This window comes from Brasilonema octagenarum UFV-OR1 (assembly GCF_963888615.1).
Taxonomy (GTDB): domain Bacteria; phylum Cyanobacteriota; class Cyanobacteriia; order Cyanobacteriales; family Nostocaceae; genus Brasilonema; species Brasilonema sennae.
Window position 1 is genome coordinate 1 of sequence record NZ_CAWPKW010000296.1, and the last position, 26,772, is coordinate 26,772.

Annotated in this window: 22 protein-coding genes, 1 tRNA gene and 1 pseudogene; 5 read left to right on the forward strand and 19 right to left on the reverse strand. The window is 41.7% G+C overall.

What is annotated here, in order from left to right; translation table 11 throughout:
- Window positions 1-138: 138 nt before the first annotated feature.
- Window positions 139-1,617, reverse strand: coding sequence for an alpha-amylase (locus AC5590_RS25560; protein ID WP_169266164.1), 1,479 nt, complete (start codon window positions 1,615-1,617; stop codon window positions 139-141).
- Window positions 1,618-1,733: 116 nt separating this feature from the next.
- Window positions 1,734-2,357 carry a DUF1003 domain-containing protein gene (locus AC5590_RS25565; RefSeq protein WP_169266165.1) on the reverse strand — a complete coding sequence of 208 codons (624 nt, stop codon included), beginning with the start codon at window positions 2,355-2,357 and terminating at the stop codon, window positions 1,734-1,736.
- A gap of 266 nt (window positions 2,358-2,623) precedes the next feature.
- On the opposite strand from AC5590_RS25565, the gene AC5590_RS25570 reads away from it, so the two are divergent.
- A complete protein-coding gene (locus AC5590_RS25570) occupies window positions 2,624-3,913 on the forward strand; it encodes an RNA-guided endonuclease TnpB family protein (protein WP_169266166.1) in 1,290 nt (429 codons plus the stop codon).
- 194 nt (window positions 3,914-4,107) lie between these two features.
- On the forward strand, window positions 4,108-5,442 hold the full coding sequence (locus AC5590_RS25575; RefSeq protein ID WP_169266167.1) for a PQQ-dependent sugar dehydrogenase: 1,335 nt from the start codon (window positions 4,108-4,110) through the stop codon (window positions 5,440-5,442).
- A gap of 55 nt (window positions 5,443-5,497) precedes the next feature.
- On the opposite strand, the gene AC5590_RS25580 is transcribed toward AC5590_RS25575, so the two are convergent.
- The 9 genes from AC5590_RS25580 to dndC form a co-directional block, all read right to left on the reverse strand.
- Window positions 5,498-6,256, reverse strand: coding sequence for a HEAT repeat domain-containing protein (locus tag AC5590_RS25580; protein WP_169266168.1), 759 nt, complete (start codon window positions 6,254-6,256; stop codon window positions 5,498-5,500).
- A 72-nt stretch (window positions 6,257-6,328) separates the two neighbouring features.
- The gene (locus AC5590_RS25585; protein WP_169266191.1) at window positions 6,329-6,823 is read right to left on the reverse strand and encodes a GNAT family N-acetyltransferase; all 495 of its coding nucleotides are present in this window, start codon (window positions 6,821-6,823) and stop codon (window positions 6,329-6,331) included.
- Between the two features lie 67 nt (window positions 6,824-6,890).
- Window positions 6,891-7,088, reverse strand: coding sequence for a DUF8624 family small hydrophobic protein (locus tag AC5590_RS25590; RefSeq protein WP_169266169.1), 198 nt, complete (start codon window positions 7,086-7,088; stop codon window positions 6,891-6,893).
- A gap of 167 nt (window positions 7,089-7,255) precedes the next feature.
- Entirely contained in the window at window positions 7,256-7,660 is a 405-nt protein-coding gene (locus AC5590_RS25595; RefSeq protein WP_169266170.1) for an ABC transporter permease, read from the reverse strand.
- Complete coding sequence (locus AC5590_RS25600) at window positions 7,645-8,937, reverse strand: AmpG family muropeptide MFS transporter (protein WP_169266171.1); 1,293 nt, start codon at window positions 8,935-8,937, stop codon at window positions 7,645-7,647. Before AC5590_RS25600 ends, AC5590_RS25595 begins: the two co-directional genes overlap by 16 nt.
- A 141-nt stretch (window positions 8,938-9,078) precedes the next feature.
- Window positions 9,079-10,542 carry a DNA phosphorothioation-associated putative methyltransferase gene (locus AC5590_RS25605; RefSeq protein WP_169266192.1) on the reverse strand — a complete coding sequence of 488 codons (1,464 nt, stop codon included), beginning with the start codon at window positions 10,540-10,542 and terminating at the stop codon, window positions 9,079-9,081.
- Window positions 10,543-10,622: 80 nt separating this feature from the next.
- Complete coding sequence (gene dndE, locus AC5590_RS25610) at window positions 10,623-11,012, reverse strand: DNA sulfur modification protein DndE (RefSeq protein WP_169266172.1); 390 nt, start codon at window positions 11,010-11,012, stop codon at window positions 10,623-10,625.
- A 71-nt stretch (window positions 11,013-11,083) separates the two neighbouring features.
- Window positions 11,084-13,081, reverse strand: coding sequence for a DNA sulfur modification protein DndD (gene dndD, locus AC5590_RS25615; RefSeq protein ID WP_169266193.1), 1,998 nt, complete (start codon window positions 13,079-13,081; stop codon window positions 11,084-11,086).
- 116 nt (window positions 13,082-13,197) lie between these two features.
- Window positions 13,198-14,799 (reverse strand): DNA phosphorothioation system sulfurtransferase DndC, encoded by a 1,602-nt coding sequence (gene dndC, locus AC5590_RS25620; RefSeq protein ID WP_169266173.1) that lies wholly within the window; start codon window positions 14,797-14,799, stop codon window positions 13,198-13,200.
- Window positions 14,800-14,960: 161 nt separating this feature from the next.
- Between dndC and AC5590_RS25625 the strand changes: the two genes are divergently transcribed.
- Window positions 14,961-16,559 (forward strand): DGQHR domain-containing protein, encoded by a 1,599-nt coding sequence (locus AC5590_RS25625; protein ID WP_169266174.1) that lies wholly within the window; start codon window positions 14,961-14,963, stop codon window positions 16,557-16,559.
- 1 nt (window position 16,560) lies between these two features.
- On the opposite strand, the gene AC5590_RS25630 is transcribed toward AC5590_RS25625, so the two are convergent.
- The 7 genes and pseudogenes from AC5590_RS25630 to argF all read right to left on the reverse strand — a co-directional run bounded on the left by AC5590_RS25630 (window position 16,561) and on the right by argF (window position 24,451).
- On the reverse strand, window positions 16,561-17,445 hold the full coding sequence (locus AC5590_RS25630) for a 4a-hydroxytetrahydrobiopterin dehydratase (RefSeq protein ID WP_169266175.1): 885 nt from the start codon (window positions 17,443-17,445) through the stop codon (window positions 16,561-16,563).
- 88 nt (window positions 17,446-17,533) lie between these two features.
- A complete protein-coding gene (locus AC5590_RS25635) occupies window positions 17,534-18,001 on the reverse strand; it encodes a DNA phosphorothioation-associated protein 4 (protein ID WP_169266176.1) in 468 nt (155 codons plus the stop codon).
- Between the two features lie 609 nt (window positions 18,002-18,610).
- Window positions 18,611-20,683, reverse strand: coding sequence for an AAA family ATPase (locus AC5590_RS25640; protein WP_169266177.1), 2,073 nt, complete (start codon window positions 20,681-20,683; stop codon window positions 18,611-18,613).
- Window positions 20,680-20,853, reverse strand: coding sequence for a hypothetical protein (locus AC5590_RS25645; RefSeq protein ID WP_169266178.1), 174 nt, complete (start codon window positions 20,851-20,853; stop codon window positions 20,680-20,682). The genes AC5590_RS25640 and AC5590_RS25645 overlap by 4 nt, the downstream gene beginning before the upstream one ends.
- 199 nt (window positions 20,854-21,052) lie before the next feature.
- Window positions 21,053-22,531, reverse strand: coding sequence for a DNA phosphorothioation system restriction enzyme (locus AC5590_RS25650; RefSeq protein ID WP_169266179.1), 1,479 nt, complete (start codon window positions 22,529-22,531; stop codon window positions 21,053-21,055).
- A 227-nt stretch (window positions 22,532-22,758) separates the two neighbouring features.
- Window positions 22,759-23,364: a transcriptional repressor LexA gene (gene lexA, locus AC5590_RS25655; RefSeq protein ID WP_169266180.1), complete on the reverse strand. Its 606-nt coding sequence runs from the start codon at window positions 23,362-23,364 to the stop codon at window positions 22,759-22,761.
- Between the two features lie 160 nt (window positions 23,365-23,524).
- Window positions 23,525-24,451: pseudogene (gene argF, locus AC5590_RS25660) on the reverse strand (ornithine carbamoyltransferase).
- Window positions 24,452-24,809: 358 nt separating this feature from the next.
- On the opposite strand from argF, the gene AC5590_RS25665 reads away from it, so the two are divergent.
- Window positions 24,810-24,881, forward strand: a tRNA-Thr gene (locus AC5590_RS25665).
- 200 nt (window positions 24,882-25,081) lie between these two features.
- On the forward strand, window positions 25,082-25,330 hold the full coding sequence (locus AC5590_RS25670; protein ID WP_169266181.1) for a hypothetical protein: 249 nt from the start codon (window positions 25,082-25,084) through the stop codon (window positions 25,328-25,330).
- Window positions 25,331-25,351: 21 nt separating this feature from the next.
- On the opposite strand, the gene AC5590_RS25675 is transcribed toward AC5590_RS25670, so the two are convergent.
- On the reverse strand, window positions 25,352-26,425 hold the full coding sequence (locus AC5590_RS25675; RefSeq protein WP_169266182.1) for a hypothetical protein: 1,074 nt from the start codon (window positions 26,423-26,425) through the stop codon (window positions 25,352-25,354).
- Window positions 26,426-26,772 lie beyond the last annotated feature (347 nt).

Here is a 26,772-nt window from a genome sequence, read left to right on the forward strand (position 1 = left end):
TGCGCTCTGCGCACACCCGATAGCCGTAAGGCGTGGCCGTTCCCACTAGGGTGAACAGTTATCAAAATAATCAGCTTTTTTAACTGATAACTGATAACTGATAACTGATAACTGATAACTGATAACTGATAACTCCGACTACGACTGTGAAACCCACACAGAAACGGAACCAGCACTGCATCGAAAATCCGCCCAGCCCTCATCATTTGTTGTGATGGGTTCGCTGATATGTTCGGTGATGTCAATGTAAGTGCTGTTGGGTTGCCCAACTTCCATCCACTTAGTCCCCTCTTCCCCATTACTCAAAACAACTGCCATACCGCCAGGATGTTCTTCATCTCCTAAGCGTGTCCAGCCGATGGTATTAGGGTGATCGAAATAATCGTATTGATCGCCATAGGCATAGGTTTGACGAGCATGCAGAAATTTATCAATTAACCATTGATGACTATCGAGCCAAATCTCATGCTCGTTGCCATCTGTGCCCGTATCCTTGTAATTAGCACCATAGTAATCCGCATAGAAGATACAGGGATAACCTTCACTTCGCAGTAGAATCAACGCATAAGCCAACGGTTTAAACCAGCTTTCCACTACAGACTCCAACGACTGCAAGGGTTGAGAATCGTGATTCTCTACTAAGGTGACGGCTAAAGCAGGTTGCTGTTGCACCAAGGTGTTATCAAAAATCTGCCGCATGTCATACTCATTGCCTTGTTTGCTGGCTGCGCTAAAGTTATAGTGCAATGGCGCATCAAACAACAACACATCGCCACCCGTAACCTCAATGAAATGGTGTAGCGCTTCAATTTCATAAGACCAATACTCACCCACAGCAAAGAGATCGCGCTTCGCATGTTGACGACAGTGCTGTAACCATTCTGGGAAAAAGCCAGCCCTAACGTGTTTAACAGCATCAAAGCGAAATCCATCCACCACAGTGGTGTCTATAAACCATTCCCCCCAGCGCTTGAGTTCGTCGCGAACTTCTGGATGTTCCATATCCAGATCGCATCCCATCAGATAGTCAAAAGCGCCTTTTTCTAGGTCAACCTGTTCGTCAAATTGTTTATCTTTAAACAGGTAAACTGCATTCTCACCTTCGTTGTATACGTTGTAATCAACTGCGTCGAAGTGCCACCAGTGCCATTCCATATCGGAGTATTTGCCCTTGCGACCTGGGAAGGTAAAGTGAGTCCACACTTTTATGGTTTGCATCTCACCGATTGCCTCGTGGCGATTGTCTGGATTGTAGGGAGTTGCTTCTACCTCTTCAGCTTCGTCTGCACCTAACTTGTGGTTGAGGACAACATCAGCATACACTCGAATGCCAGCATCTCTTGCTGCCTTGACAGCAGCGACATACTCGTCTTTTGTGCCGTATTTTGTCCGAACTGAGCCTTTCTGGTCAAACTCCCCCAGATCATACATATCGTAGACCCCGTAACCGACATCATAGCCGCCCCCTGTTCCTTTGTAAGCTGGGGGTAACCAAACAGATGTAACACCTACATCAGCTAACTCTTTGACTCTATCCTTTAACTCATTCCAAAGATTACCATCTGGAGGGATATACCAATGGAAGTATTGCATCATGACACCATTCAGTTGAGCCATATGTATCCCTGTAGAAAAATCTACGATAATCTTTTATTTTTACACAAAGACTATACTTGAAATTTTGTTTGACATCTATCTCTAAATAGATATAAAAATCTACTCAAAAACTGCAATTAACTATTGTTTTCTTCTGCGGATGACAGTTCTTGAGCCAAGTTTTTCTGGAGTGCTTCCAATACCGCGATCGGGTCAGCAGGTTCCTGCATCAATTGGGCTTCCGAATCATGGCGATTTATCACATCAGGCAAATCGGTACGGAGTTCTTCTAATAGAGAAATAATCTTGGCAATTTTTTGCTCGGAGAGCAGGTTAAGCTGTAGCATCAGTTGCGCCCGCTGTTCGGCAAAGTTTTCTTGGCGAGTTTGTCGCACCAGCACTCCAGTTGAAATCACCAATGCAGCTGCGTCTAAACCTTGATTTGACCAGCTAAACGAGGGCAGGTTGAATGGCAAAAAGCGATCAAAAAAACTACCAAAAATCCACAAAGCCAGTATGAATAGCAAACTATACAGAAATGTTGTTCGCCCAAAGAATGTAGCGATCGCTTCTAGTATCCGCTGGTGGGTGGGAATATCTTGAACTTCCTGGGTATGAAGTGAACTAATCGCTTCAATATTTTTTGCGATCGGATCTGGTAATGGAGCTGTAAAAACTTGATTTCGAGAAGTTTTCTGTTTGAGTTTGTTCGCGTCTGAACTAAATTGTTTATTGGCTGTGTCGTCTGCGTTGTCCCTCATGCCGCAACTCCTGAATTTAGATGTTACTCGATTATAAGGAAGGCTAGTTGAAAACCCTTGAGGATGTGCCCTCCTGAGTCGTGCACATCCGTACTTTAGGCAAGGGGACGCCAGATGCCTGCGGAGGGAGACCCTCCTGCAGCACTGGCTCATGAAAACTGCCGACGCAGGGTTTGCCCTGCCTTGATACTATTTTTGCACAATCTTCATTGCATTATTATGCTGGAACTGTTAGCATAATTGTGTAGTTGGTTAGGTCGAAGCCAGTGATAATTTACGAATTCAAAGTCAAAGGAAAAGACAGGCAATATAGAGCAATAGATGATGCTATCCGTACTAGTCAGTTCATTCAGAACAAATGCTTACGATATTGGATGGATAACAAAGAGCAAAAAGTAGACAAATATGCATTAAATAAATATTGCGCTGTATTGGCGGCTGAATTCCCCTTTGCGGATGAACTCAATTCAATGGCTAGACAATCTGCGGCAGAACGTGCTTGGGGCGGGATATCTCGGTTTTACGATAACTGCAAAAAGAAGGTTAAAGGGTCGAGCGGGTATCCAAAGTTTAAAAAATACTGTCGTTCGGTGGAATACAAAACGTCAGGATGGAAGCTTTCAAATACTCGTAAAGCTATAACTTTTTCAGACAAGAAAGGAATAGGAACCTTGAAACTAAAAGGAACCTATGATTTGAATTACTACAACATCAAAGAAATTAAGCGGGTTAGATTGGTGCGTCGTGCCGATGGGTACTATGCTCAATTTGCAATCGATATTAATTTGAAAGTTGAGACTCAACCGACAAATCAAGTAGTTGGTATTGACTTAGGTTTAAAGTACTTCATTGCAGACAATAAAGGTAATGTAGAACTGTCCCCCCAGTTTTACCGTAAAGCTGAAAGACAGTTAAACCGTGCAAATCGCAAAAAGTCTAAAAAGTACGACCAAGCAAGAAAAAAAGTGAGCCAGCCCGTTGCGGGGGTTCCCCCCGTTGAAGGGACTGGCGAACCCGTAAGGGCCAAGAAACCGCAATCAACCAACTACCATAAAGCGAGAATAAGGTATGCTCGGAAGCATTTAAAAGTAAGTAGGCAACGAAAAGAGTATTGCAAGCGTGTTGCATACTCCGTTATCCAATCTAACGATTTGGTAGCCTATGAAGATTTAAATGTGAAAGGGCTGGTAAGAAACCGACATTTAGCTAAATCCATCAGTGATGTTGGCTGGTCAACTTTCCGGTCATGGTTGGAGTATTTTGGACACAAATATGGAAAGGTCACGGTTGCTGTACCTCCCCATAATACATCCCAAAACTGCTCTAACTGTGACAAAAAAGTGAAAAAGTCTCTGTCTACAAGAACTCACGTTTGTCCACATTGCGGATACGTGGAGGATAGAGACGTGAATGCAGCAATCAACATCCTGAAACGGGGACTCAGTACCGTGGGGCACACGGGAACTTACGCTTGGGGAGATTTGCCCTCTTGGGCAGTTGGTGCAAACCTGCTGTCTAATGGCGAGTCAACGAACCAAGAATCCCTGCGGCTTTAGCCCAGGGAGTGTCAATGCTTATCTTCTGATGCAGTCAGCACATGGATATTAAGAGGCTGAAAGTCCTATTATACGCTGATTACACCAGTTTTTATTTAACTGAAAACTGGTAAAATCGCACTTTGGAATGGTGAAAGTTTTAGAACATCTGATCTAACTTTAAGGAGCCGTGCATCATTGTTGAAATGTTTACCATGAAACATCTGCGTTACTTGCTGCTTTTTCTGCTACTGACTACAGCAGCAGCCTGTAACCAGACTCGTGCTTCCCAAGAAGAAGCGACACCCGAATCTTCACCTTCTGCCCAACTAGCACAAAGTTCTACACAACTGAAAAATGGTATTCGTACAGAACCATTGTCACCAGCACCTATCCGCATTAATGTTGCTGATTTGCCAAAACCCTACGCCACTGATAGCGCCTCAAAGTCACCTGAGGTCGTACCAATTCCAGAGAACCCGACTCTACGTGTCCCTCCTGGCTTTGTAGTTAACGTTTTTGCTGATGGTTTGGATGCACCTCGCTGGTTAGCTTTAACTCCCAACGGTGATGTTTTGGTAACTGAAACTGGGCAAAATCGTATTCGTTTATTGCGTGATACCAACGGTGATGGGGTGGCTGATGTCAAACAAACTTTTGCCACTCAAGCCAACGGACTAAATAGACCTTTTGGTATGGCTTTTGCTGGTAATTCCTTCTTTTTGGGCAACACTGATGCAGTGTTGCGGTTTCCCTACGCTAAAAATCAGCAGCAAATGACTGGTTCTGGCACAAAAATCGCTAGCTTGCCTGCTAGCGGCTACAATAACCACTGGACGCGTAACGTTGTTGTCTCACCTGATGGTAACAAGTTATATGTTTCGGTTGGTTCTGGAACTAATGTAGACGAAGAACCTTTGCCACGGGCTTCAGTGCAGGTGATGAACTTAGATGGTTCCCAGCAGCAGACTTTTGCCTCTGGCTTGCGTAACCCAGTTGGTCTAGATTTTAACCCTGTGACTAAGGAGCTTTACGCGACTATTAATGAACGTGATGGTATTGGGGATGAGTTGGTACCAGATTACTTGACACGCATTCAGCAGGGAGAATTCTATGGTTGGCCGTATACGTACTTAACAGCTAAAAATCTTGACCCACGTCAGAAGACGGGTGAGGCCAGTAAACGACCAGATTTAGCAAGTCGTACTCGTACTCCAGATGTGCTCTTTCAATCGCACTCAGCCGCCTTGGGGTTGCAGTTTTCTGACGGTAAGACATTCCCGGAAAAATATCGTAATGGTGCTTTTGTTGCTTTTCGTGGTTCTTGGAATCGCGATCGCGGCACTGGATATAAAATTGTCTTTGTCCCATTTAAGACCAATGGACGTCCGCAAGGATACTATGAAGACTTTCTGACTGGATTTCTCCTAAACCCTTCTGTACCTACAACTTGGGGACGTCCTGTGGGCTTACTTACTTTACCTGATGGTAGTCTTTTAGTCACTGAAGAAGCAAATAACCGTATTTATCGGATTCAGTATAAAGGTTAGTCATCAGTGAACAGTGAACAGTGAACAGTGAACAATTGATAACTGATAACTGAAATCAAAACCAGCCTTCCTGTTCCAAAGTCTCAATCAACTGAAGTCCACGGGGGTCACCAACTCCCAAAAGGGAGGCTTTAGCGTCTTCCCGCACTCCCAAATCTTTATCTTCGGCAAAGGCTTGAATCAGTGCATCAATTGCAGTAGCATAAACGACATTAGAAGGCAGTTCGCGGCAAAGTTGTCCAATTGTCCAAGCGCAATTGCTGCGTACTGGTGCGACGGGATCTTGTACCAAGGCTGAAATCAAGGGGGGCATTGCTCCCACAACAGCTTCATATCCCACTTGTGCCATTTGTGCTAAGGCGGTAGCCGCCCACAGGCGTACTGCGGAAATATCGGTTCTTAAAGCATCTACTAGAGGTGCTAGGCTGCGGCGATCGCGACAGTTCCCCAACGCCCAAACAATTCCTTTACGTACGTAGCCATTCCAATCTCGGTTTAACTGGGCAATCAAAGGTTCCACAGCATCTAAGCTGGGGTTGCGTCCAATACCATAGGCTGCACTCACCCGTACCAAAGGACAGGTATCAGTTAATAAGCGAATCAGATGGGGGATAGCCCTAGCATCTTCTATGTCACAAAAAGCACGCGCCGCTAACATCCTTTGCTGCGGCTGTTGATGTTCTAATAATGCTAGCATCTGCTCTGGATTGGGCATTGGCGTCTCTGTTTCGGCAGTGACGGGTTCCATGTGATCCAGAGGACTTTCTAGTTCTGCTTCGACATCAAGTAAGCTTAGGTCGTCTTCGTCATACATAGTTTCAATCCCTGTTAGGGATTAAGATATAATCCCCCGTGCCAATAAGTCAATAAACCAGGGTTGACAACCCTATTCTTGTGTGTTCTCAAGAGATTTTACCATCCACAGTGATTGGGTTTGATATCCTAGCTGATTGTAAAGATTCAATGCGGCTGTGTTGGTTTGAAAGACTTGCAACCCAATTTGGTGATCACCTCTAGCCCTTGCCCAATTTTCTACATATTGCATCAAAGCTGTCCCGACACCTTGTCGTCGGTGTTCTGGCACAACGTAGAGTAAAAAGATATGAGCATGGCGATCGCCTTGGACTTGATCTATGGCATTTCCTACCCATAAACCAGCGATCGGGGATGAGGGAGGTAGGGAGGGAGAGACTCCTAATTTGGAATTTGGAATTTGGAATTTGGAATTGCTTTCTCTGCCAGCTTCTGGTGCTTCCTTTTGTTCTACTTCTACAAAATCAACCCACCAAAGGGGAGTGTCTCTGGAGAAGTATTGTTCAACTGTTTGCGCGAGATGGGAGAAGTCTTGCTGTGCAAAGGCTTCTTGGTAAGTTCGCTGCATGAATTTTACCAGCAGCGCTCTATCCAAGGTGGAACCACGGCGAATTGTGTAATTCGGTAGCAATTCTTCAGACACTTAAAGAAGGCGACAAGGTAGACAGTGTGAATAGCGGCGTATTTACAGCTCCCACTTCCCCACTTTCTTCAACGGGTGCGGGTGCAGCCATATCAGAAGGTAAAAAGATGCGGGAACTGACTGCTACAAGAGCAATAATGAAAACTAACACTACGAAAAACGGCGCGATGTACTGACGAAATATAGCCATACTTTCATTTTGCAACGAACAGTTGATATTTGTGAGCTTTGACTAGCGCGGTTACACACTCGCAATCAAGAATGAAACAAACACCACCTCCTTCTTAAAACAGTTATCAGTTATCAGTTATCAGGGGATCAAGAAATCGCTTCCTCTGTTTACTGTTCTCTGTTCCCTTATGGGTTAGCACTTTCAAAATCAGCAATTGCTTTTTCCCAATACCAATTTTCTGGCATATTAGGGTACTCAACCTTTGCTTGATCTACTAACCGTTGGGCAGCAGTTGCATCACCAGTTAAAGAAATGAGTCTATTTTTGAGATTTGCATCAGGTTCAGGCTGCTGTCTTCGGGAGGCTCGCGTTCTTGCTGCTGGTGAAGTTTGCGCCTGCTGTCTTCTGAACTCCCAAAATAAAACGTAATAAAGTGTACCAAAAATTATAATAAGGCTGAAAGTCCCTAAAAGAGTTAGTAAGTTAGGCGTCAAGTATCCCAGAACTAACTGGGAAAGAACGTAACCAAGTAAGACGCCAGTAATTAAAAGAATAGCTGTTGCAACAATAATGATCAGTTTTTGCCCCATAAATCCTCTTTTTCATTATCAACTCCTGGTCTGTTCATTGCTGCTGGCTTTTGGTTCCAAGGGGCGAAGAATGGCAATAGAAGTAACCCTGGCAAAGCAGCGATGATACTAATTAAGAAGAATATAGACCAACCCGTACTTTTTGCCAAACTGCCAGCTGGGGAAACCAAAATATCGCGACTGAACGCCATAATGCTTGATAATAAAGCAAATTGAGTGGCAGAAAAACGCGGGTTGCACTGACTCATCATAAAAGCTGCGAATGCTGTTGTTCCTAACCCACCACAAAAGTTTTCTACGTTTATTGTCAGCACTAAAAACTGGTAGTTTTTACCGATTTGAGCCAGGAAAAAGTAAGCTAGGTTACTCGCTGCTTGCAAAAAGCCAAATACCCAAAGGGAACGATTGATACCGATTTTACTCAAAATCACTCCCCCTGTGAGAGCACCTACAATGGAAGCAATGAGTCCCATACCTGTTTGGATTGCGCCAATATCGGTTAGGGTGAAGCCTGTTTGCAGCAAAAAGGGAGTTGCCATACTACTCAAAAAAGCATCGCCCAGTTTGTAGAAGAGGATGAACATCAAAACCAATAAGGCTTGGAGTACACCTCGACGCTGGAAGAAGTCCCCAAATGGTAATATAACCGCATCTACTAATGACTCTGGTGGGCTAATTCGCTTTGGTTCTGGTGCGAAGAGAGTGCCAAAAATCCCAATTGCCATACTTGCTGCCATCAACAAGTAAACTGATGACCACGGTATTCTATCAGCAAGTATAAGCGCCAAGGAACCTGTGAGTATGAGCGCCAGTCGATAACCCAAAACGAAAACTGCTGCACCTGCGCCCATTTCTAATTCGTTAAGGACATCAGTACGATAAGCGTCGGCGACGATGTCTTGAGTGGCGCTGAAAAAGGCAATTACTAAGGCGTTGATGGCTAAGAGTTGTAATGCTTGCTTGGGTTGTTGGAAAGCCATGAGGGCGATCGCAATTAACAACGCCATTTGTATCACAATTAACCAACCCCGCCGTCGTCCCAAAAATGGGAGTGTAAATCTATCTAACAAAGGTGCCCAGATAAATTTAAAGGAATATGGTATTGCGACTAAGCTAAACAACCCAATGGCTGTTAAATCAACTTTTTCTACTGTCATCCAAGCTTTCAAGGTGTTTCCCGTTAAGAAGAACGGCAAACCCGATGACGAACCTAATAACAACAAAGCCGCCATCTTGCGGCTTTTAAAAACTTGTAGTAATGATGAAATTGTTTGCACTGTTTTATTTGTTTCTCCTAAAGTGGAAGAATTTGAGAGATATTGTCATATTGACGGCGTAATATCTGGGAAAGATGCCTATAAATAACGCAAAGTTTCACTATCTTATGCAGTTGGCGCTTTTCATTTTTTGGCTGAATCCTAATTTTCGTTAAGGAAATGAATTTGATGTCCTCTAATTTCTACATCGTGTTCAGCCAAGCATTTTGCCCAACCTTCACGAGTACCAATCTCGCTTTTATCCTTGAGTAGTCCTAATTCTTGTTCTTTTTGGGTAAGTTGAGCAAATTCTTGGTATAATGAATAGTTAGAGATCACAAATGTTTCTTTACGGTGGAGAATTGGCGGATTTTTCCTTTGTTCATAATCTCGGTGAGTTATGCGCAAAGTTTTTAAGTCGATCGTGATACTCGCTTTTAGTTCTGGATGGGCATCAGTATCAAATTCCGGATAGAACAGGTAGGATATTCGTGGCTCATCTGTACAAAACTTTATCAGCGTTGTGTCATCGACACGTCCAACAGTGCGACTTGCGCAGCCTTCGTAAATTCGCAGCAAGGGATCGAGTTCACTAAGGGCTGAAACATGGACGTAAAGGGCGCTACGAGTGTGTTTGCCAATTTTACTTTTTTCGCAAGCTGTTTGGACGACTCCGGTTTTACCCAAACTGAAAAGCTTAGCATCAGCAACTTCGCAAGCTTCTTCATAACTGCCAAAAAAGGCTTTGATGTCATGGCGTATTTCTCGTGGTAATTTATGGAATGTCGGGCGTTGATCGAAGTGGGTGAGAGCAAGATAAACTTGGATGTCAAGAGAACGGCGGTAGGCGATCGCATCCCATTCTGTCTCATCAGTCGCTTGCAAAACCACAGCAAAAGCACGGCGAAAGTTTTTAAATTCACTCAGCAATTCCTGTTCGTTATCCAATTCGCCTTTCACTGGAAGTCTGCCACGTTGAGTAAAAAAAGCCATCAGTGGTTCCAACATCTCTTGGTAATCCTCAAACCGCTTGGTAGGAATGCGTACCTTTGGTGTTGAGGTTCTGGAGAAAAAGCGTATTGCTTTGAATTCTTCTTTTTCGGCTTCATCTCGAAAAACAAAATACACACCCAGCGCGACTGGTACCGCATCGACATTTAGGGTTTCATCAATGTATCTTTTAAGTTCTTCTTGTTCGTAATATTTCTGAAACGTGTTGCGACTGGTGACGATACCATCACTGTAAGCAACTTGAGTCTTGCTGGGAGCATTTATCAGAACTTGAGCTGCAACAATTAAGACTTTGTGGGCGAGTTCCCAAGCTTGGCAAAGAGCTTGGCGGCGTTCCTCTGTGTCTTCAATGACGTTCAGGATGTAGCTCAAGTTCACGACATCAGCAGGAACACAGGGGGTATCTGGGTAATAGTATGGATCCCAGCCTGAACTGGTGTAGCCTAAGTTCGCTACTCGCTCCACATCGCCACCGTGTCCGCAACCGTAGTCAAAAAACGTGGTATCGTTATTTATAATTGCCCATTCTATTGCCAATCGCACAGGTCTGGACAAGTCGGTGCGAAAAATAGCGGCTTTATGGCGTTCTATTTCTACGTAACTCTCTGGCGACATAAGGATATTGAGGGAAGCACAAATAATCACAGATGCGCACAGATAATAAGCATCCGTGTTTATCTGTGATTTATTAATCCTTATATCTTTTTCGTTGCTAATTCAACTAAATCTTCAATCTTCTTGATATTTGGATCACCTGCGAGGTAACCAATACCGCGATGTAGATGGAGGCGAAATTGTGTTGCTAGGGTTTCTTTGTCTGTTGGGAAGCCGTCGTTGTAGCAGCGTTGCTTGAGGGCGAGTAGGAATATATCGGACATTTCGCCACCAAAAACGCGCCATGTCATTTCGACGTTACTATCTTGAGGAATTGGTACGGGTGAGGGTGAGGTTGGTTCGGCTAAGGAACGACAAAACGCCCAACGACACAGGATGTTCCATTGATCGATTTTGGTGTTGCGTCTGAGTTTGAGGAGTTGGTCTTTGGCTGTTTGGGAGAGTTTGATACGATCTATTGGGGTTTCCATGTTGTCTTAGAGTAATGAACCGCAGAGGCGCAGAGAACGCAGAGGAAGAGAAACAAGAGAAAGAACAGAGTTTACCAGAAGTAGCCTGGTTCAACTGTTGTCTGACGGGTGGATGAGTCGTATTTGAGGAGGTATTCGCGGGCGATCGCCTCGTTTTCTCGCAATATTTTGACTTCTTTTTTTCCTATCTCTGTATCTGTGGAAAGGAGAATGACTTGATGGCTGGCTGATGGGAAGTAACGTTCAACTAGGTTGTTGCGGTGGGAGGAGTCTAAGCGTCCGAGAGGTGTGTCAATTGCGACTGGTAAGCGACGTCCGGAAACGCGGGCTAATCCCCAGAGGAAGGCGATCGCTAAGAGTTGTTTTTCACCTGCAGAAAGACGATGTTTTGGAACGGGTTTACCTTGTACATCGTATAGCGACAGGCTGAAGGTATGAGTGTCAATTGCAACGCGATGCACTAAGTCTGATTTGTGGAGGAGATAGCGGAAGCATTCGGTAACTTCAACTTCGAGTTTGTTGAGTTTTCTGAGGGTTAATTTTTCGCGGAAAAGCTTGAGTGTTTGTTGGACTTTGGCTGCAGAGGTAATAATATGTTCGTAGTTTTTGCGGTCAATATTTTGCTTACTATATTCTTGTAAGTCCTTTTTGATATTTTTTATTTCAGCCTCTAATTCATCACAGCGGCGTTTTGTGACTTCGCTTGCTGCTTTGATTTGGGAAACTTGATTTTGTGCTGCTTCGAGTACATCAACTAACTGTTTATAAGCTTCTGGTTCGGCTGCCGTCTGTATTTGTCTTTCTAGAGTGACAATATCTTCTTCTTTATTTGCGAGAATGTCAATTTGTTGCTTGGCTATCTTCTTCTCATTTTGCAGGTAGTAGAAAATATTGCCCAATTGACTTAAGGTTTCAGCGTCAGCTAATAACCAGGATTCTTCTGGTTGTATCAAATTGGCTCGCAATGTCTCTTCATCTTGTTCTAAAAATGCTTTTATTTTTTCAACTTGTTCTTCAGAAATTCCTGCTTGAGTCATCCAATTGAGTAAACGTTTATCTCGTTCAAATAATATATCTCTTGCTATTTGCGCTTGTTGAATGCGAAATTCTTTTTCTCCTTGGCGTTGCGCTTGAGTCAGTAAAGGTTCAATCAACGCCAGTGGTAGAATACTATCCGCTAATTGACACATTCCCTGACGTGCTTGTTCTACGTCAGTAGTTTTTTGCTTCTTTTGTAATTCTAGTTGATTTCGTTCTGCTGCGATTTTACCGCCTTCATAAACAAATTTATCAAACGCGTCTTGCTTTTCTTTTTCTAATTCTTGTAATTCGGTTTTTAATTTTTCTAGCTGTTTCGTTTTTTCTTCGTATTCTGCTTGTTGCTGTTTTAATCTTTTTTCAATTTCCTCTATATTTACCAAATCTTTAGTATCGGCTATTTCCTTACGTTTGCGATTGACGACAATTTCTAAATCAACTCCCAAACGTTCTGCCAACTCTAGCCCCAAAAGTCCGCGAATTGCATCAACAACAATAGGTGGCGGTACTTCCTGTTCTGCAAGTTCTTTCACCTGTTCTCCATCAAAGAGAAACAAATTAGAAATTCCTAACGGAAGTAGATTTTCAATGTAATCGTCCCAAGTATTAACTAATTCTTCTCTAAGCCAATCCTCTTGTTTGGCAACGTCTAATTCCAAAATTCCTAAATTATCTTTACCATCTTTAGGATTTTTTTCCCAAGTTCGCACTATTCGGTATTTGACTGGCTGATCATTTTCAATATGTTCAAAAAGTAATTCAACCCGTGTTTTTTCAATTCCTGGAGTATGACTGTTAACGCATTGGCTAAGAAAATCACTATAGCTTAAATTACCACGGTTAGAGCATTGAGCACGAGATCCATAAAGCGCAAGGCGAATCGCATCCATCAAAGTTGTTTTCCCACCACCGTTCATTCCACCTAATAAGAGGATGGGGCGAGAATTATCATTTTCTTGTGGGTTAAGGTTGATAACTTGGCGTCCATTGTAGGGACCAAAGTTTTGTAGGACAAGTTCAACAAATATCATGTGGATAGAGACTTTGGCTAGAAAAGATACCAGGTTATTATATAGCAAAATAAAAACCATTAGGCGAATGGAATTCGCCGGGTTTCTAGTTGATTGCAATTTGATTCACCTAAAATTCAATCAACAGAATTCCTCTTTTTATATTTGATATTTCCCCAAGTTTGCGGTTTTTCTGTTTCAGAAACAGTCACATCACCCAAAGTCAACTGCTTGACTTTTTCAATATCGCCTTCACTTGCTGCGGCTTTCAAGTCTCGTTTCAAATGAGCGTTTTTAATTGCTTCATCTGGAGAACGAGAACTTGTTTCAAAACATTTGGCTAACGCATCGTAAATTCCCACACGACGGGACATTTTGCGATACTGGCGTTCTGTGTCGAGAAGCTTCGCCATGAGTTCTAAGTGCATTGCATCTTCTTCACAAATTTCTTCCAGCACCGCCCATTCATCGCTACCAAGAAGACTGTTACCAGCACCAGGACGCGGATCTATAAAAGGTTCATCTGTCACTTCTTTATAAATACGGGGTAAACTATCATCAAATTCGTGTTTGTCTTCTAGCCAAATACGGCGAATTTCACTCAATTCTTCTGTTGTAATGAGAGTTATATCACGCATATTTTCTGGTGCTGTGCGACGGATTTGGGTTTGCGCTTCTAGAACTTTTCTTAGCCAATGTTCACGCCAATATTTGGTATATGGACCAGGAATTGGTTCTACGGAGATTTCTCCATCCATGTTGCGTTCAAATAATGTGACTTCGCCCCAGATGCGGCGGAAGTCTCTTTTGTCGCGGTCATCTTCAGCATCTAATTCATTGCGGATATCTAGTAGAGGTTGCATCCATTCTTTTTCTTCGTCATTTTGAATCATCGCCTCCATCGATTTATCCTTACTAACCATTGTGCAAACCCAGCAACCAAAGCGAGAATCGCCACAACTTGGGGTAGAAGTATCAATCACGAGGGGACATTCATTATCAGCTGTTGCACCTCGATACATGGTGAATAAATCTTTGTTGCTGTATCCCCAAGGATTTTGCAATTGGTTGAGGTAAATCCACACTTCATCAGTACGCCAGTCTTCGATGGGCAGGTAAATCAGCGAGTTCGGTCGATTGGGATTTGTGTTGAGGCGATCGCGTATTCGCCAGTCTCGATGCTTTGCCATCGTTATAGCGCGTTTAACGCTTTCGGCTTTACGTGTACCAAGTACAAGAATAACTTCACCGCTGGCACGTATCATTTCACGGATAAAGTTGTCGGCGGGTTGAATTTTCAGGCGTTCTGTACACCATCTAAATCTGTTACGTGGTGCTGGATAACCTTTGCCAATCAAGCAAACCCAAAAAGTATCTTTGATTGCTGGATAATTTAGATGAGGTTCAATAGGCATTCCTTGTTCTTTCGCGGCTGCCTTCATGCGATCCAGAGAGTTGCGTACCCAAGCAGAGACGACAGGGTTTTCTACCAACGTATCTGTTGTAATAACATGGATTGCCTTAGTCCGTTTTTCGGGTGGGAGTTGTGCGATCGCATTCCAAATCAACTGCAAAGTTGCTGTTGAATCTTTACCACCAGAGTATCCAACTACCCAAGGAATGGCATCCAGACAGTATAATTCTTGTATTTCTGTGGTGAGTTCTTGGATATAATCAACTAACTCTGCCACAGTACGGGCTTGCTGACTTTGATTTTCTGACTGTTGTGCTGTAGCCATTTCTCCTTCCCTGTCTAAACACGGACGTTACTCACCCGAATTATATGTAGTGCTATCAAACCTTAGTATTGTAAACGTAAAGTTTTTAAAAACTTTTTCATATTAACTGAATTTTATAGAGAATTAATTTGTACCAAACCCTCCAGTTTTCAAAAACCACTATGAAGGACAGCGCATCAGACCCAACCAATGACATCGCTAGTGAGTACTTGCAACGGGAAATCAAAGACCAACAGCTACTCGCTTTACTTCTAGAGAAGTTCCTTGGGAGGAAGGATCGCATTCTGGTTCAGAAAACCGAGATGGGTGGTACTGAGGCTTATGTTGGTTCTGTCACCCTAGAATGGTTTGCGGGTCGCGTTCACTTCGCGTCTGGCTTACCCTTACTTCAAAAAAAGTACAATCCAGAGACTGATAACATCGAAATTGACGCGGATAGCATTGATGAAATTCAACAGCGTCCTCTTGATTGGTCACGTCAAGCACCGCTTGTGCAGTATTTGGCAGCGCGAAAAAATCACAAGTTTCCGCCAGTTCTCGTGGTAATTAATCAACCGTGGGTGGATAATCCCAAAGCTGCTGAGTGGGATAGTCAGGGACGCGCCACAAAATCCACCACCGAATTCACTCCACTGGATAAAGATGATAAAGTCGGTCTGCTTAACCTTTCTGAAGAAAATGTCACCATTTATGCCTTGGATGGTCAACATCGATTGATGGGGGTGCAGGGTTTAATGGAGTTTATCAAAACCGGCAAACTCCAGCGATATAAGAAGGATAAAACTGCTTACGAAACTTTCATTACGTTGGCTGACTTAGTAGAACAATATCGTGTGGAACCAGCTTACCTGCAAAGCTTACCCAAGGAAAAAATTGGTATTGAGTTCATTTGTGCGGTTGCGGCTGGTGAAACCCGCGAAGAGGCAAGGCGACGGGTGAGATCCATCTTTGTTCATGTTAATTTGATGGCTGCACCCTTGAGTAAAGGTCAGTTAGCACAACTGAATGAAGATGATGGTTTTTCGATAGTTGCCAGAAAAATCGCTGTCAACCATCCGCTTTTGGAACAACAGGAAACGCGAAAGCCTCGCGTCAATTGGAATAGTGCGACAGTTGCAGCGAACTCAACAGTTTTGACAACACTGCAAGCTTTAAAAGAAATGTCTGAACGATACTTGGGGCAAAAGTACTCTCACTGGAAACCCTTGGATAAAGGTCTCATTCCCATGCGTCCAGAGGATGAGGAACTTTATGAGGGGATACAGGAATTTCACAAGTTATTCGATTCTTTGGCAACGCTTCCAAGTTATAAACTTCTTGAAGATGAGGGTACGCCTGCATTACGACGATTCAGCTTTGAGAAAGATGGCGGTGAAGGAAATATGCTTTTCCGTCCTGTTGGTCAAGTGGCTTTAGCCCAAGCTTTGGGTATTTTGGTTTTTAAGAAAGGGCTATCGAGTGCAGACATTTTTAAGAAACTGCAAAAATTCGACCGTTCCGGTGGTTTTAGCGGTATGGAATACCCGCAATCTCTCTGGTACGGTATTTTGTATGACCCAAACAAAAAGCGAGTCCAAGTTGCTGGACGGGATCTGGCGGCGAAGTTACTGATATATATTCTGGGTGGAATTCAAGATCAGATGGAACGTGCGGAACTTCGCAAAGATTTGGCTAAAGCTAGAACTGTTGAAAATAAAACAATCGGGTTTGATGGTAAGTTTGTTGAACCCAAGCAAGTAGGACTTCCATCAGTTTTGTAAATCAATCTTTTGAGGAATCTCCGACTGCCCCGGGAAATTCAGCATAAGCTTTGTCAAAATACTTCGCCAGCTGGATATCTCTATCTGATATGCGATGTCCAATATCCCATGTGGTTAAATAAACTCTCAAAGTTTTCCATATATTTTCCCACCTTGGATGGTGAAGCACAATTTCACATCCAGGAGCAACTTTATTCATGAATTCTACTGCATCAAGAAATGTCTTAAACTTGTACTTGCGAAAGAGTTCAATCCTAACATTGCTTTGATTTTCAGGTAAGGGACTAATAACTTTTTCCCATTGAGATAAATGATTAGCTAATGCAATCGAAAGTTTTTCATCACTAATTTCCTCTGGCTTCTCAGGATGAGGAATAGGATAGTCACTCCAAGGTACTTCACTGCTGGTATGATGAATATTGTCAATTGATGCTCTTAATTGCGTAAGAACAAGTTTAATATCGTGATCCCAATAGGTATTACGAATTTCTACAGCTTGCTTGCTAGTTATGGGAGCTATTGATGATGGTAATTTATTAGAAGGTGGCATTTTTGCTCCATTGAATAATACAGGCAAAATTTTTTTGCCCTTGGCTAGACAATATTCTATTTCTTTGCGAACCCAATCATCTTCCTGGTCGATCCTACGTAACCCATACTCATCGCTAGATTTAATCCAATCAGGACCTATAACCAATACTGCTATCAGCGATGCTTCTAATGCATCAACAAGTTCCTGGGGCCAGTCAGTTCCCGGCTCAATTGAAGAGGTATCAATAAATACCATATCTTTCCCAATTTCTTTAGAAATTGTGCTGTATAGACGACCAGCTTCAGAAGTAATATCAGATCTACGGTAGCTGATGAAGATAGGAGGTTTGAACATAGGCTTCTACTCCGTTAATAGAAATGCTTGTGAATCGGTAGGTATAACTATTTATTATGCAGAAACTTTCCGTATATCATATTAAATATTAAATAAACCTACTTAAATCAAACTCCTCTTCGGGCTGATTTTCCAATTTCTCGGAACTAAGCATGAGTAAAATTCTTTCTGTGTAATCTACTGCACCATGTAATTCTGCTTGTAACAATTCAAGTCCACCATTTGCATATTCTTCAAAGATGTGGTTGCGTTTTTCAACATTTTTGTCTTCATTGAAAGATAAAATTTTGATATCCTTAGTCTCAGTAATTGCTATTACATTAATAACCGTATCATATCCCCTAACAATAAACTGTTCTTGGGGAATTGGAGATGGTTCTCTTTTAGATATCTCCCCCAAAGGAACCCGCTTATTATGCTTTGCACCCAAAGCAGCAGCAAACACAATTACATCAGCATAAGTTTGAAAAGGACCAGTTGCACCATCAACTGATGTTAAAGCTTTTACCAACTCAGCCTTATCTTTCGCAACCCTGATTCTACCAGTTTCAGCCATTTTACTTAAATCTAGTTTGTGACAATCTTAACTCAGAGATAGAGCGATCGCCTTCTCTTCCCTCTGCGTCCTTGGCGTCTATGTCCTGCGGACACGCTACGCTAAGGCGGTTCGTTTAAAACTACGCCTAACTGGGAAACTGTTTATTTGTCCAAAAGCAGTCTCAGCGCACTTCACAAAACTTTATGAGAACTGTCCACCATCTACATCACAAACTCTCCACGTGTGATAGTACAATAAAAGTAGAAACTTTCAGACAGTAGTTCTCCAGGCATTAGGGTGATATCTCGTTAAGACAATCTACAGCTCAAAGATTGTCAAAGTTAGGAAAAGTAAAGGCGCTCTGAGTTGATAGAGTCACAACAGAGGCGATTAGAACAGCGAGAGAAAAGTTTTTAAAAACCATTACCCAATATTCATGTAGTTATTGAACTACCATTAAGTGAATTTGTTGTATTTCTTGCATCGGAAGCAACAACACTCTCCTTTCTTCTCTTTTGCATTCTCTACGCTTCTGGGGTTCATAACTTCTAACAACTCACGCAAAAACAATGTAGAGACGCGAGGTTTCGTGTCTCTATTTTGTGTCTGTGTGTGAAATTTCAAAAACTACCCTTCGCGCATCACCTCAATAATCTCTGTATACTCAAACTCATTTGGACTTTGTCTTACCAAAGGATACCGTTCTCCGCCCAACTCAATATAATCTTGTTCACACTCAGGCTTAGAGGAATAATATGTCAGCACATATTCCCTACCAATTTTATCTGCCATTTCTTCTTCTACTTCACCTCGCCATTGTGTCTTAGTTACCAACACAATCAACTGGTTTGCTAATTTGGGAATTGTCTTTGCAATTTGTCGTCGAGAAATTTCATCCAAACTCCCAAAGGGTGAATCCATAACAATTGGGAAAGTACTACTATCAGGAACCAGCAGGATTTTTTTCTTTTCACTCCATTCCCGTACTCTATCGATAATGCTAGCAATAAAAGATAAACTGAGAATTTGATTTTCTCCCGTGGAAGCTGCAACTGGCATTTCGATACCTGCTGTATTCTCTACCAGCGTTAGTTCATATTTATCGCTAATTTTAGGAATATAAGGTGTAAACGAAATTTCGCTGAAGATTTCTTGTACCCGCTTTTCTAATTGCCAACGAAACTGCTTTTCTTGACGGTTTCTAACTTCTGTTAACCGTTCAATAGCATCTTGAGTTGCGCTGATGCGTTGTTGCGCTAATGCTTGTCTGTCTTCATTTAGTTTCTGCTTGGCGATTTGTTTTCTCAAACCTTCCAACTCAGTTTTCAAGTTAGCAATTTGTTGCTGATTTGCACCTTGCTCTAATATGAACTCTCTGATTTTATCTTCAATTTCATCCAAACGCTTTTGTAAACTGCTGATTTCTTCATTTGCATCTTTTCGCAATCGTTCTTGAATATTATCTAACTCACCTTCAGTTTGTGATATACTTTGTCTTAACTGATTAATCCGTGCTTGCTCTCTATCAACTTCTTGCCAGAAACTAACTGCTTGCTTATCAATTTCATCAACTTGAGCACTCATGCGGATGGCTGTTTCTTCCACAATTGAAGAACCCGCTTTATCTAATAATTTGATCACATTCTCGTGTGAGTGAGTTCCTTGGCGTAAGTCTGCACCACAAATACAGCATTGAGAGTCGAGTAATTCATTTACAAATTCCCGTGAAATGCCAGAGGTTAACTCGCCTCGCTGCTTCAAATCATCTATAATTTCTCGAAATTGTGCTGTGTTTTGTGAAAGTAATATGGTATAACCGCGTCCAGAAATTGCTTTTTTAATAGCGTCCCTACTTTCTTTGAGATTTTCCTGATTAGATGCTTTTTGTTTTTCTAATTCTTGGCGTCTTTCTTCTAATTCCTTGGCAGTACTGAGTTCTCTTAAGCGGTTGCTTGTCTCTTTTTTAAAAGTTTCTTGATATTCTAACTCTTGTTTAATTTCTGTTTGTCGCTTTGTGATGCGCTCAATTTCCAGTTCGAGAGTGTTTTGCTGTTTCAAAAGCTGTTTAATTTCTGAATCACCAATTATCCTTAACTCATTTTCCAGAGTTTTTTTGGCTTCCTTTAAGTGATTGATGGAACGGTTAATGACTTCTACGCCTAAAAAAATCTTTGTGGCTTCCGCAATTTCAGCTTTCTTGTCCGAACGAACAATCTCTTCAATGCGTTCACCATCAAAGAAGAAATATTGATGTAAACTAATGGGTAAGATTTGCCCAATCACGTCTTCTGGTTGCTGAGGTGGAAAATACCAGCGTCCATCATCCCCAGCTACTTGCATACGCAATTCTGTTTTGGTTACGTTGAAGTCGCTTTCATTTTTATAAAGTCGGCATATGCGTTTTACATTGTAGCGTTTGCCGTCATGTTCCCACTCTACCTCTACCCAACATTCTACAGTTTGTCCGGGTTTCGCTTCGGCGATCGCACGTTTATTAACTAATTGTTCAGTCGATGCGAAAGCTGCACTAAATTTCTCATACAACACCCAAGTAAACGCATTCAACAGACTCGTTTTTCCTGAACCATTATTACCGTGAATTATCGTTGTGTTGCGAGTCTCTCCTCCTGCAAGAATAATTTCTGGTGTCTTCCCATAAAAAGAGCGAAAGTTACAAAGCTTAATAGAAGTCAGCTTCATCGCACTGCTTCCTTCACAATCGCCAGAATATCATCATTAATATGGCTATTAATTTTCTTATCTAGTCTACTTTTCTCCAACTGCCACACACGATCAATTATTTGCCGTACTTCTGATGGTGCACTGAGAATTGGTTCTTGAACATAATCAATATGAGTTTCTTTTGTCATCTGACTTTAATTGGAGTTTTTATATCTTTTCATACTATATGGTTTCACAATTATCAGTCAAGACACTATAAGAATGATCGAACCGCCTTAGCGCAGCGTGTCCGCAGGACATAGACGCCAAGGGCGCAGAGGAAAGAGAGAAGAGGGAATTTAACTAAACATTTAGGACTGCTAACTGTCTTGGCGGAAGATTGAAAAATTAAATATCCAACAAACCGTATCGCTTTTGTAAGTTGAGTAACTTTATCCTCGCTTCACCAGCGTTATCAGCTAAATCAGCAAACTCAACCAATCTCAGTAATTCCTTTCTCAATAAATTGCGTTCAACTTCTAGAGTTTTCCTATCTAAATCAGGCGGTAAGACAATCATGTCAAAAATTGTGGCACGTTCCTTTCCTGGATGAGGACGCAAAACTCTTCCCCGCCGTTGAATGAATTGGCGGGGGTTAGCTGAACTTGCCAAAATCACCGCCGTTTGAATTGCTGGAATATCTACCCCTTCATCTAAACAGCGAATCGCTACTAAACCTTGCAATTCACCACTTTCAAATTGACGCCGTAAAACTTCTCTTTCTTCTATAGATGTTTGGGATGTGTAGGTACTGACTTTATAACCCAGTTCTATCCCTAGAGTTTTGACGACAGCTTTGAGTTGGCGTAAGCTAGAACGTTCTCCAACTTCTTGTGAACCATCACTACAATAGAAAAGTGTATGAGTTGTTTCAAGGCGAGTTGACATTAACTCGCGCAAGGCGTTTAACTTATTTTCTGCTGCACCAATTAACCTTGCGCGCTGCATCAATAACGGCTTCAAATCTTCGTTCTCTTCAAAATCTGCCAATTCAACGTTTTCCCGTTCTCGATATAGCAGTGCTCGTCCAATTTTTTGTGTTAATTTAGCATAAGCACGGCTTTCGATGTCTGTTAATTCTACTAATATAGGATAATAAAGATAATGTACTAAAGCACCTTGAGCGATCGCATCTCTTAAAGTAAACTCTGGTTTGAGAACAGGACCGAAATAATCAAATAAAGATTGGGTTCCACCTTCATCAAAATACCTTTCTGGTGTAGCTGATAAAGCCAGTCGCAACCCAACGCGACGAGGTAAACTTTCTTCCAACTTGGGTGCACCTAAGTTATGTGCTTCGTCTCCAATAATGAGAGTTTTTTCCGGAAAATATTTGAGTTGAGATTGAAAGCCATCCCCCATTAAAGTAGAGTTGCTGGTAATAACTGTAAGAAACGGTTGGGAACCAGAACGCACATTATAAAGTTGTGTGGAAAGTTGACTCTGCCAATTGTGTAAACTCTCAAAAGCTAAAATAGGTTGCAAATTAAATTTTGCACATTCTCGCGCCCATTGCGTGACAAGATGTCGATAGGGACAAACGACGAGCAAGACTTGCAAGTTAATTTGCTTGTATAATTCAGTGGCGATCGCCAGCGCTGTAATTGTCTTCCCACTACCAGTCGCCATTTTCAGCGTACCTCTACCGTTGTTGGCAAACCAGTTATTAACGGCTTGTCGCTGATACCCTCGCAGTTGCAGAGATGGTGGCATTTTAGGGCATCCTGGTAATGGTTGTGTATGATAACCACCTCTACTTTCGCCTACAAACGGTAATTTTAATTTGAACGTGGCTGTTTGCTTAACTTGATTTTTTATCAAATACATAAACTAAATAAGTAGTAAGAGAAGTCGGCAGAGAGTGTGAGAGTGAAGCGCGTTTGCGCTAGCCCCCTCCGGGGCTAGCGTTAACGTTTGCGCAGCGCCCCTTTTAGGGGCTAGTGGATCGTAGATCGCCGTAGGCTGGGAGTGAAAGAGTGTGGGAGTGAGGGAGTCAAAGAGTGTGGGAAAATATCTTTGTTTCCCTTCTTCCCTCCTTCCCTCATCCCTATCTATCAGTTGTAATTGCGCCAAATAGCTACAAGCGAACCTTGCACCTGCACCTGAGTCGCGTTTACCTCGATTGGATTGTATTTAGGGTTTGCAGGTTTGAGGGTAATGCGATCGCCGCTTCGATAAAACCGCTTCAAAGTGGTACCAATACTATCGACTCTGGCGGCGACGATAGTCCCATTTTTTAGCAGATCTGGTTCTAGTACTGGACGCAAAAATACCAAATCTCCCTCGACAATCGAATCTTCAATCATGCTGTCACCAGTTACCCGCAAAGCATATGCTTGGGGAGGTAATGACAAATGAGCTATATCTATATTTTCGACAGCTTCAGTGAAAGGTTCTATTAATCCACCAGCGGCGATCGTTCCCAAAATTGGTACACCTTGTTTTAACGCTTGTAGAACTCTAATTGTCCGTGCTTTACCTTCACTCCATTCAATGTACCCCTTATTGCGTAAATGTTCCAAGCGACTTTGAATTGGTGCAGGCGATTTTAAATTCATCGCCTGCATCATTTGTCGAATCGAAGGTGAATGCTGGTATTGTCGTATATATTCTGCCAGCCATTCGTAAAGTTCTTTTTGAGCTTCTGTCAAACGTTCCATAAATTTGTAGGGAGGTAAATACAAATGCTTCTAGAACATTAGTACTACAAAAAACCTCCCTACGCACTATTTATTTTAGATATTTTGATGAATTGCGATCAGAACAGAGAATAAATCAGTCAATAAGCCAGTAAAAATATAACTATTTCTGACTGATAACTTAAAATTCTTCTGCCCCTAAGAAGCTTGCAAGTAAAGCTTTTTGAGCGTGCATCCGATTTTCAGCTTGATCCCAAATACGCGACGCAGATCCTTCCATAACCTAATCAGTAATTTCTTCACCACGATGGGCTGGTAAACAGTGTAAAACAATTGCCTCTGGTTCCGCAAGACTCATCAGTTGTTCATTTACTTGATAAGGTTGGAAAATTGGCATTCTATTGTCTGCTTCTTGTTCTTGCCCCATACTTGCCCAAACATCAGTGTAAATGACATGAGAACCTTTTGTTGCAATTTCTGGGTCATTAGTTAAGAGGACTTCAGTTTTATTGGCTGCAATAGAACGTGCTGTTTCTACAATTGCTGCATTTGGTTCAAATCCATTTGGTGTGGCAATTCTCACATTCATTCCTACCAAAGCGCAACCCAATAACAGGGAATTTGCCACATTATTCCCATCCCCTACATAAGTCAAAGTCAATCCAGAAAAAGTGCCAAAGCATTCTTGCACTGTCATCAAATCAGCCAGAACTTGACAGGGATGTTCTAAATCAGTCAGAGCATTAATAACAGGAATTTTGGCAGAGTTAGCAAAAATTTGCAATTCCTGCTGTGCAAAGGTACGAATCGCTAAAATATCGAGATATCTATCCAGAACCCGCGCTGTATCTTGCAGTGGTTCTCCGCGACTAACTTGAGTCACATTGGGATTGAGATCAATTACCTGTCCACCCAGTTGGTACATTGCTACAGTAAAACTGACTCGTGTCCGAGTTGAAGCCTTGGAGAACAACAGCCCTAACACCTTATGACACCGCAATCTCAGCTTTTGTGATTTTAGCCGAGATGCCATTTGCAGAAGTTCTAGAACTTCCGTTTGACTAAAGTCTGCCAGACTTAATAAATCCCGTCCGATCAACACTGCCATGCTTGTTGCTCTACAAAGAACACTTTTGTCTTTCTGTTTGGTGTACCCAGCCGTGTCAAAAAATTTTGCCTTAAAACTACACCAGATATTTTATATCTAGCCCATAATTTTAAGGTAGCTTTGGTATATCACTAGTTTATCAATATCGTCAGTGAAAAGAATCACAAGTTTGTTTGATTTTCATTACACCGAGAACGCCTGAAAGTGTGTTCATTGGTTGCGAAATCGGCAGTATCATAGACATGACGTATTTCCAGAGAAATTTGGACAACAATAACTCTTCACACTAGTATATTGTCAAATCAGCTTGCCTATGGTATAGTCATAAATTAGTGTGATGTTCAAAAAAGACAAGTATGCCAGCATAGCACAGTGGTAGTGCATCCGACTTGTAATCGGAAGGTCGTCGGTTCAAATCCGATTGCTGGCTTTTGTGGTTTCGATTAACATATTATTTGTCGTCGTTAACAGATTAATGTCATCGAACTGTTCTAAGTCAAGGTTAATAAAGTTTTGCCTCAAACTGAGTTACTTACGTTGAGTGATTCGCCACCAAAGCCCATTCCTATTCAGCCAACTTTGACCTATTGAAATCTAATAAGTTGTATAAATATACAGGAGATGCTACCAATGGATACGTATATCCCGGTCAGTTGTGACTTTCATGATGAATTAGAAGCATTGGCGACGTTGCGTCAGGAATGCCGAATTGTTTACTGCGATGCAGCTAATGAGTTAGTGGAAGTGCAAGGTCGGATTATTGATGTTTACGCTGCAAATAAAGCTGATTTTATCAAATTGAAGGATGGAACTGAAATTCGGTTGGATAGAATTGTTTCAGTTAATGATAAGCAGCTTTCCTCTTACTCGGATTCATAGTACGGGACTTCCTAAGCTGAACTACTTAAAATGAAATGAGAACTTTTTTAAGATAAACTTTCTTTGATGTACCTGACTTAATTTCCAAGCATGAGCATCTACTACAAAATGCCCCATAGTTAGCCCCAGTAATCCTCCCAGAATAAAATCTGTACAACTTGAAAGGATACTCTGATTTTGAATAAAGACAAGCTTGTTTAGCTCTTGACTGTAGAAGAAAATCAAGCCTCCCACTACTAAATACAGTGAGAGTAAAAACAATGACTTCAAAAGAGTAGACTGTTTTTGGGCTTTATCCTTTGCTTGTTCAGAATTTATAGCGATAACTGTCATGAATATAATGTATTGAATTCCATGTGCTGTTGCATAAGTAGAAAAAGTAACTAAGGTATCGCCAGAGAAATAAATCGGTAAAAAGAAAAATACCAATAAAAAGAAGAATATCGACTTGACTAATGTAAAACACTCCGGTTTGACGAAAAAAACATAAACACTCAAAATTAAAGCCGCCAAGAACACAAACTGTCCGAGCAAGTAGAAAAAGTTTATGGAATTATGTAAATAACTAGGAGCCACGCTGTACCCGAGAACCTTCCAAGTTGCAAAAATACCAGCTAATGTTCCTAAATTAATAGATGCCTTTTCTAATCTAGATACTGGTTTACTTGTTTGAGAATACGAAATAAAACTGTAAACTCCGATATTCTGCTTTCCATAATGATAAGCCTGCCATATCCAATAAAAAAGCAACAGATAAGGTTTTAAAAACTGGCTTGAGAAAGTAAAAACGCACCCTGAGAATAAAAATAATATTAAAGGTGTATATATGTACCTTAATTTATTTTGAGATATTATATTTAACCTAAATTCTTTGACACTATAAAAATAAACTGTTGTTGAAACATGAGCTATTGACAAGAATAACAGAGTATATTTAATGGCGTAAATTTCTAATATTTTGTGTTCTAGATCACTGACAATTGTCAAAAAAATAATTGGTAAAGCTGTACCTAGTAATATACTTAATTCAAATATATTCTTAGGGTTACCCGTGCTTATCAAAAGCTGTTGTAAATATTTCGTGCTGTTGCCCATAGTGATGTAAGTTAGCAATAAATCGGGGGTGAATTTCTGTCTCATGCACTCATGAATAAATGCATGGGAAAATGGGAAATGGTTTTTCTTCCCATTTCCCTATTGCCTCAGTACAAGGATCTCTGTTGAAGTCTAAAATGTTATGCTCTACGCGAACGGGTAGTGTGCACCTTGGACGCTCATACCAAGTTGCGGCTCAATGATCTCCAAAGCCCCTCTGCGATGCTTTGGAGAGAGGGTAAGGTACAAGTATGAATGCAACACGCGTATTAGTATCTCAAAGTTTGACGGTAAAAAGCAACTCCTCGTTCCCCCCAACGGAAAAGTTAAATCCCAAGACGCGGAAA

Excerpts from the sequence above, each read along its gene's own strand:
- AC5590_RS25560 (WP_169266164.1), bottom strand. The coding sequence starts at position 1,617 with ATGGCTCAACTGAATGGTGTCATGATGCAATACTTCCATTGGTATATC.
- AC5590_RS25565 (WP_169266165.1), bottom strand. The coding sequence starts at position 2,357 with ATGAGGGACAACGCAGACGACACAGCCAATAAACAATTTAGTTCAGAC.
- AC5590_RS25575 (WP_169266167.1), top strand. The coding sequence starts at position 4,108 with ATGAAACATCTGCGTTACTTGCTGCTTTTTCTGCTACTGACTACAGCA.
- AC5590_RS25580 (WP_169266168.1), bottom strand. The coding sequence starts at position 6,256 with ATGTATGACGAAGACGACCTAAGCTTACTTGATGTCGAAGCAGAACTA.
- AC5590_RS25585 (WP_169266191.1), bottom strand. The coding sequence starts at position 6,823 with ATGCAGCGAACTTACCAAGAAGCCTTTGCACAGCAAGACTTCTCCCAT.
- AC5590_RS25590 (WP_169266169.1), bottom strand. The coding sequence starts at position 7,088 with ATGGCTATATTTCGTCAGTACATCGCGCCGTTTTTCGTAGTGTTAGTT.
- AC5590_RS25595 (WP_169266170.1), bottom strand. The coding sequence starts at position 7,660 with ATGGGGCAAAAACTGATCATTATTGTTGCAACAGCTATTCTTTTAATT.
- AC5590_RS25605 (WP_169266192.1), bottom strand. The coding sequence starts at position 10,542 with ATGTCGCCAGAGAGTTACGTAGAAATAGAACGCCATAAAGCCGCTATT.
- dndE (WP_169266172.1), bottom strand. The coding sequence starts at position 11,012 with ATGGAAACCCCAATAGATCGTATCAAACTCTCCCAAACAGCCAAAGAC.
- dndD (WP_169266193.1), bottom strand. The coding sequence starts at position 13,081 with ATGATATTTGTTGAACTTGTCCTACAAAACTTTGGTCCCTACAATGGA.
- dndC (WP_169266173.1), bottom strand. The coding sequence starts at position 14,799 with ATGGCTACAGCACAACAGTCAGAAAATCAAAGTCAGCAAGCCCGTACT.
- AC5590_RS25625 (WP_169266174.1), top strand. The coding sequence starts at position 14,961 with ATGAAGGACAGCGCATCAGACCCAACCAATGACATCGCTAGTGAGTAC.
- AC5590_RS25630 (WP_169266175.1), bottom strand. The coding sequence starts at position 17,445 with ATGTTCAAACCTCCTATCTTCATCAGCTACCGTAGATCTGATATTACT.
- AC5590_RS25635 (WP_169266176.1), bottom strand. The coding sequence starts at position 18,001 with ATGGCTGAAACTGGTAGAATCAGGGTTGCGAAAGATAAGGCTGAGTTG.
- AC5590_RS25640 (WP_169266177.1), bottom strand. The coding sequence starts at position 20,683 with ATGAAGCTGACTTCTATTAAGCTTTGTAACTTTCGCTCTTTTTATGGG.
- AC5590_RS25645 (WP_169266178.1), bottom strand. The coding sequence starts at position 20,853 with ATGACAAAAGAAACTCATATTGATTATGTTCAAGAACCAATTCTCAGT.
- AC5590_RS25650 (WP_169266179.1), bottom strand. The coding sequence starts at position 22,531 with ATGTATTTGATAAAAAATCAAGTTAAGCAAACAGCCACGTTCAAATTA.
- lexA (WP_169266180.1), bottom strand. The coding sequence starts at position 23,364 with ATGGAACGTTTGACAGAAGCTCAAAAAGAACTTTACGAATGGCTGGCA.
- AC5590_RS25670 (WP_169266181.1), top strand. The coding sequence starts at position 25,082 with ATGGATACGTATATCCCGGTCAGTTGTGACTTTCATGATGAATTAGAA.
- AC5590_RS25675 (WP_169266182.1), bottom strand. The coding sequence starts at position 26,425 with ATGGGCAACAGCACGAAATATTTACAACAGCTTTTGATAAGCACGGGT.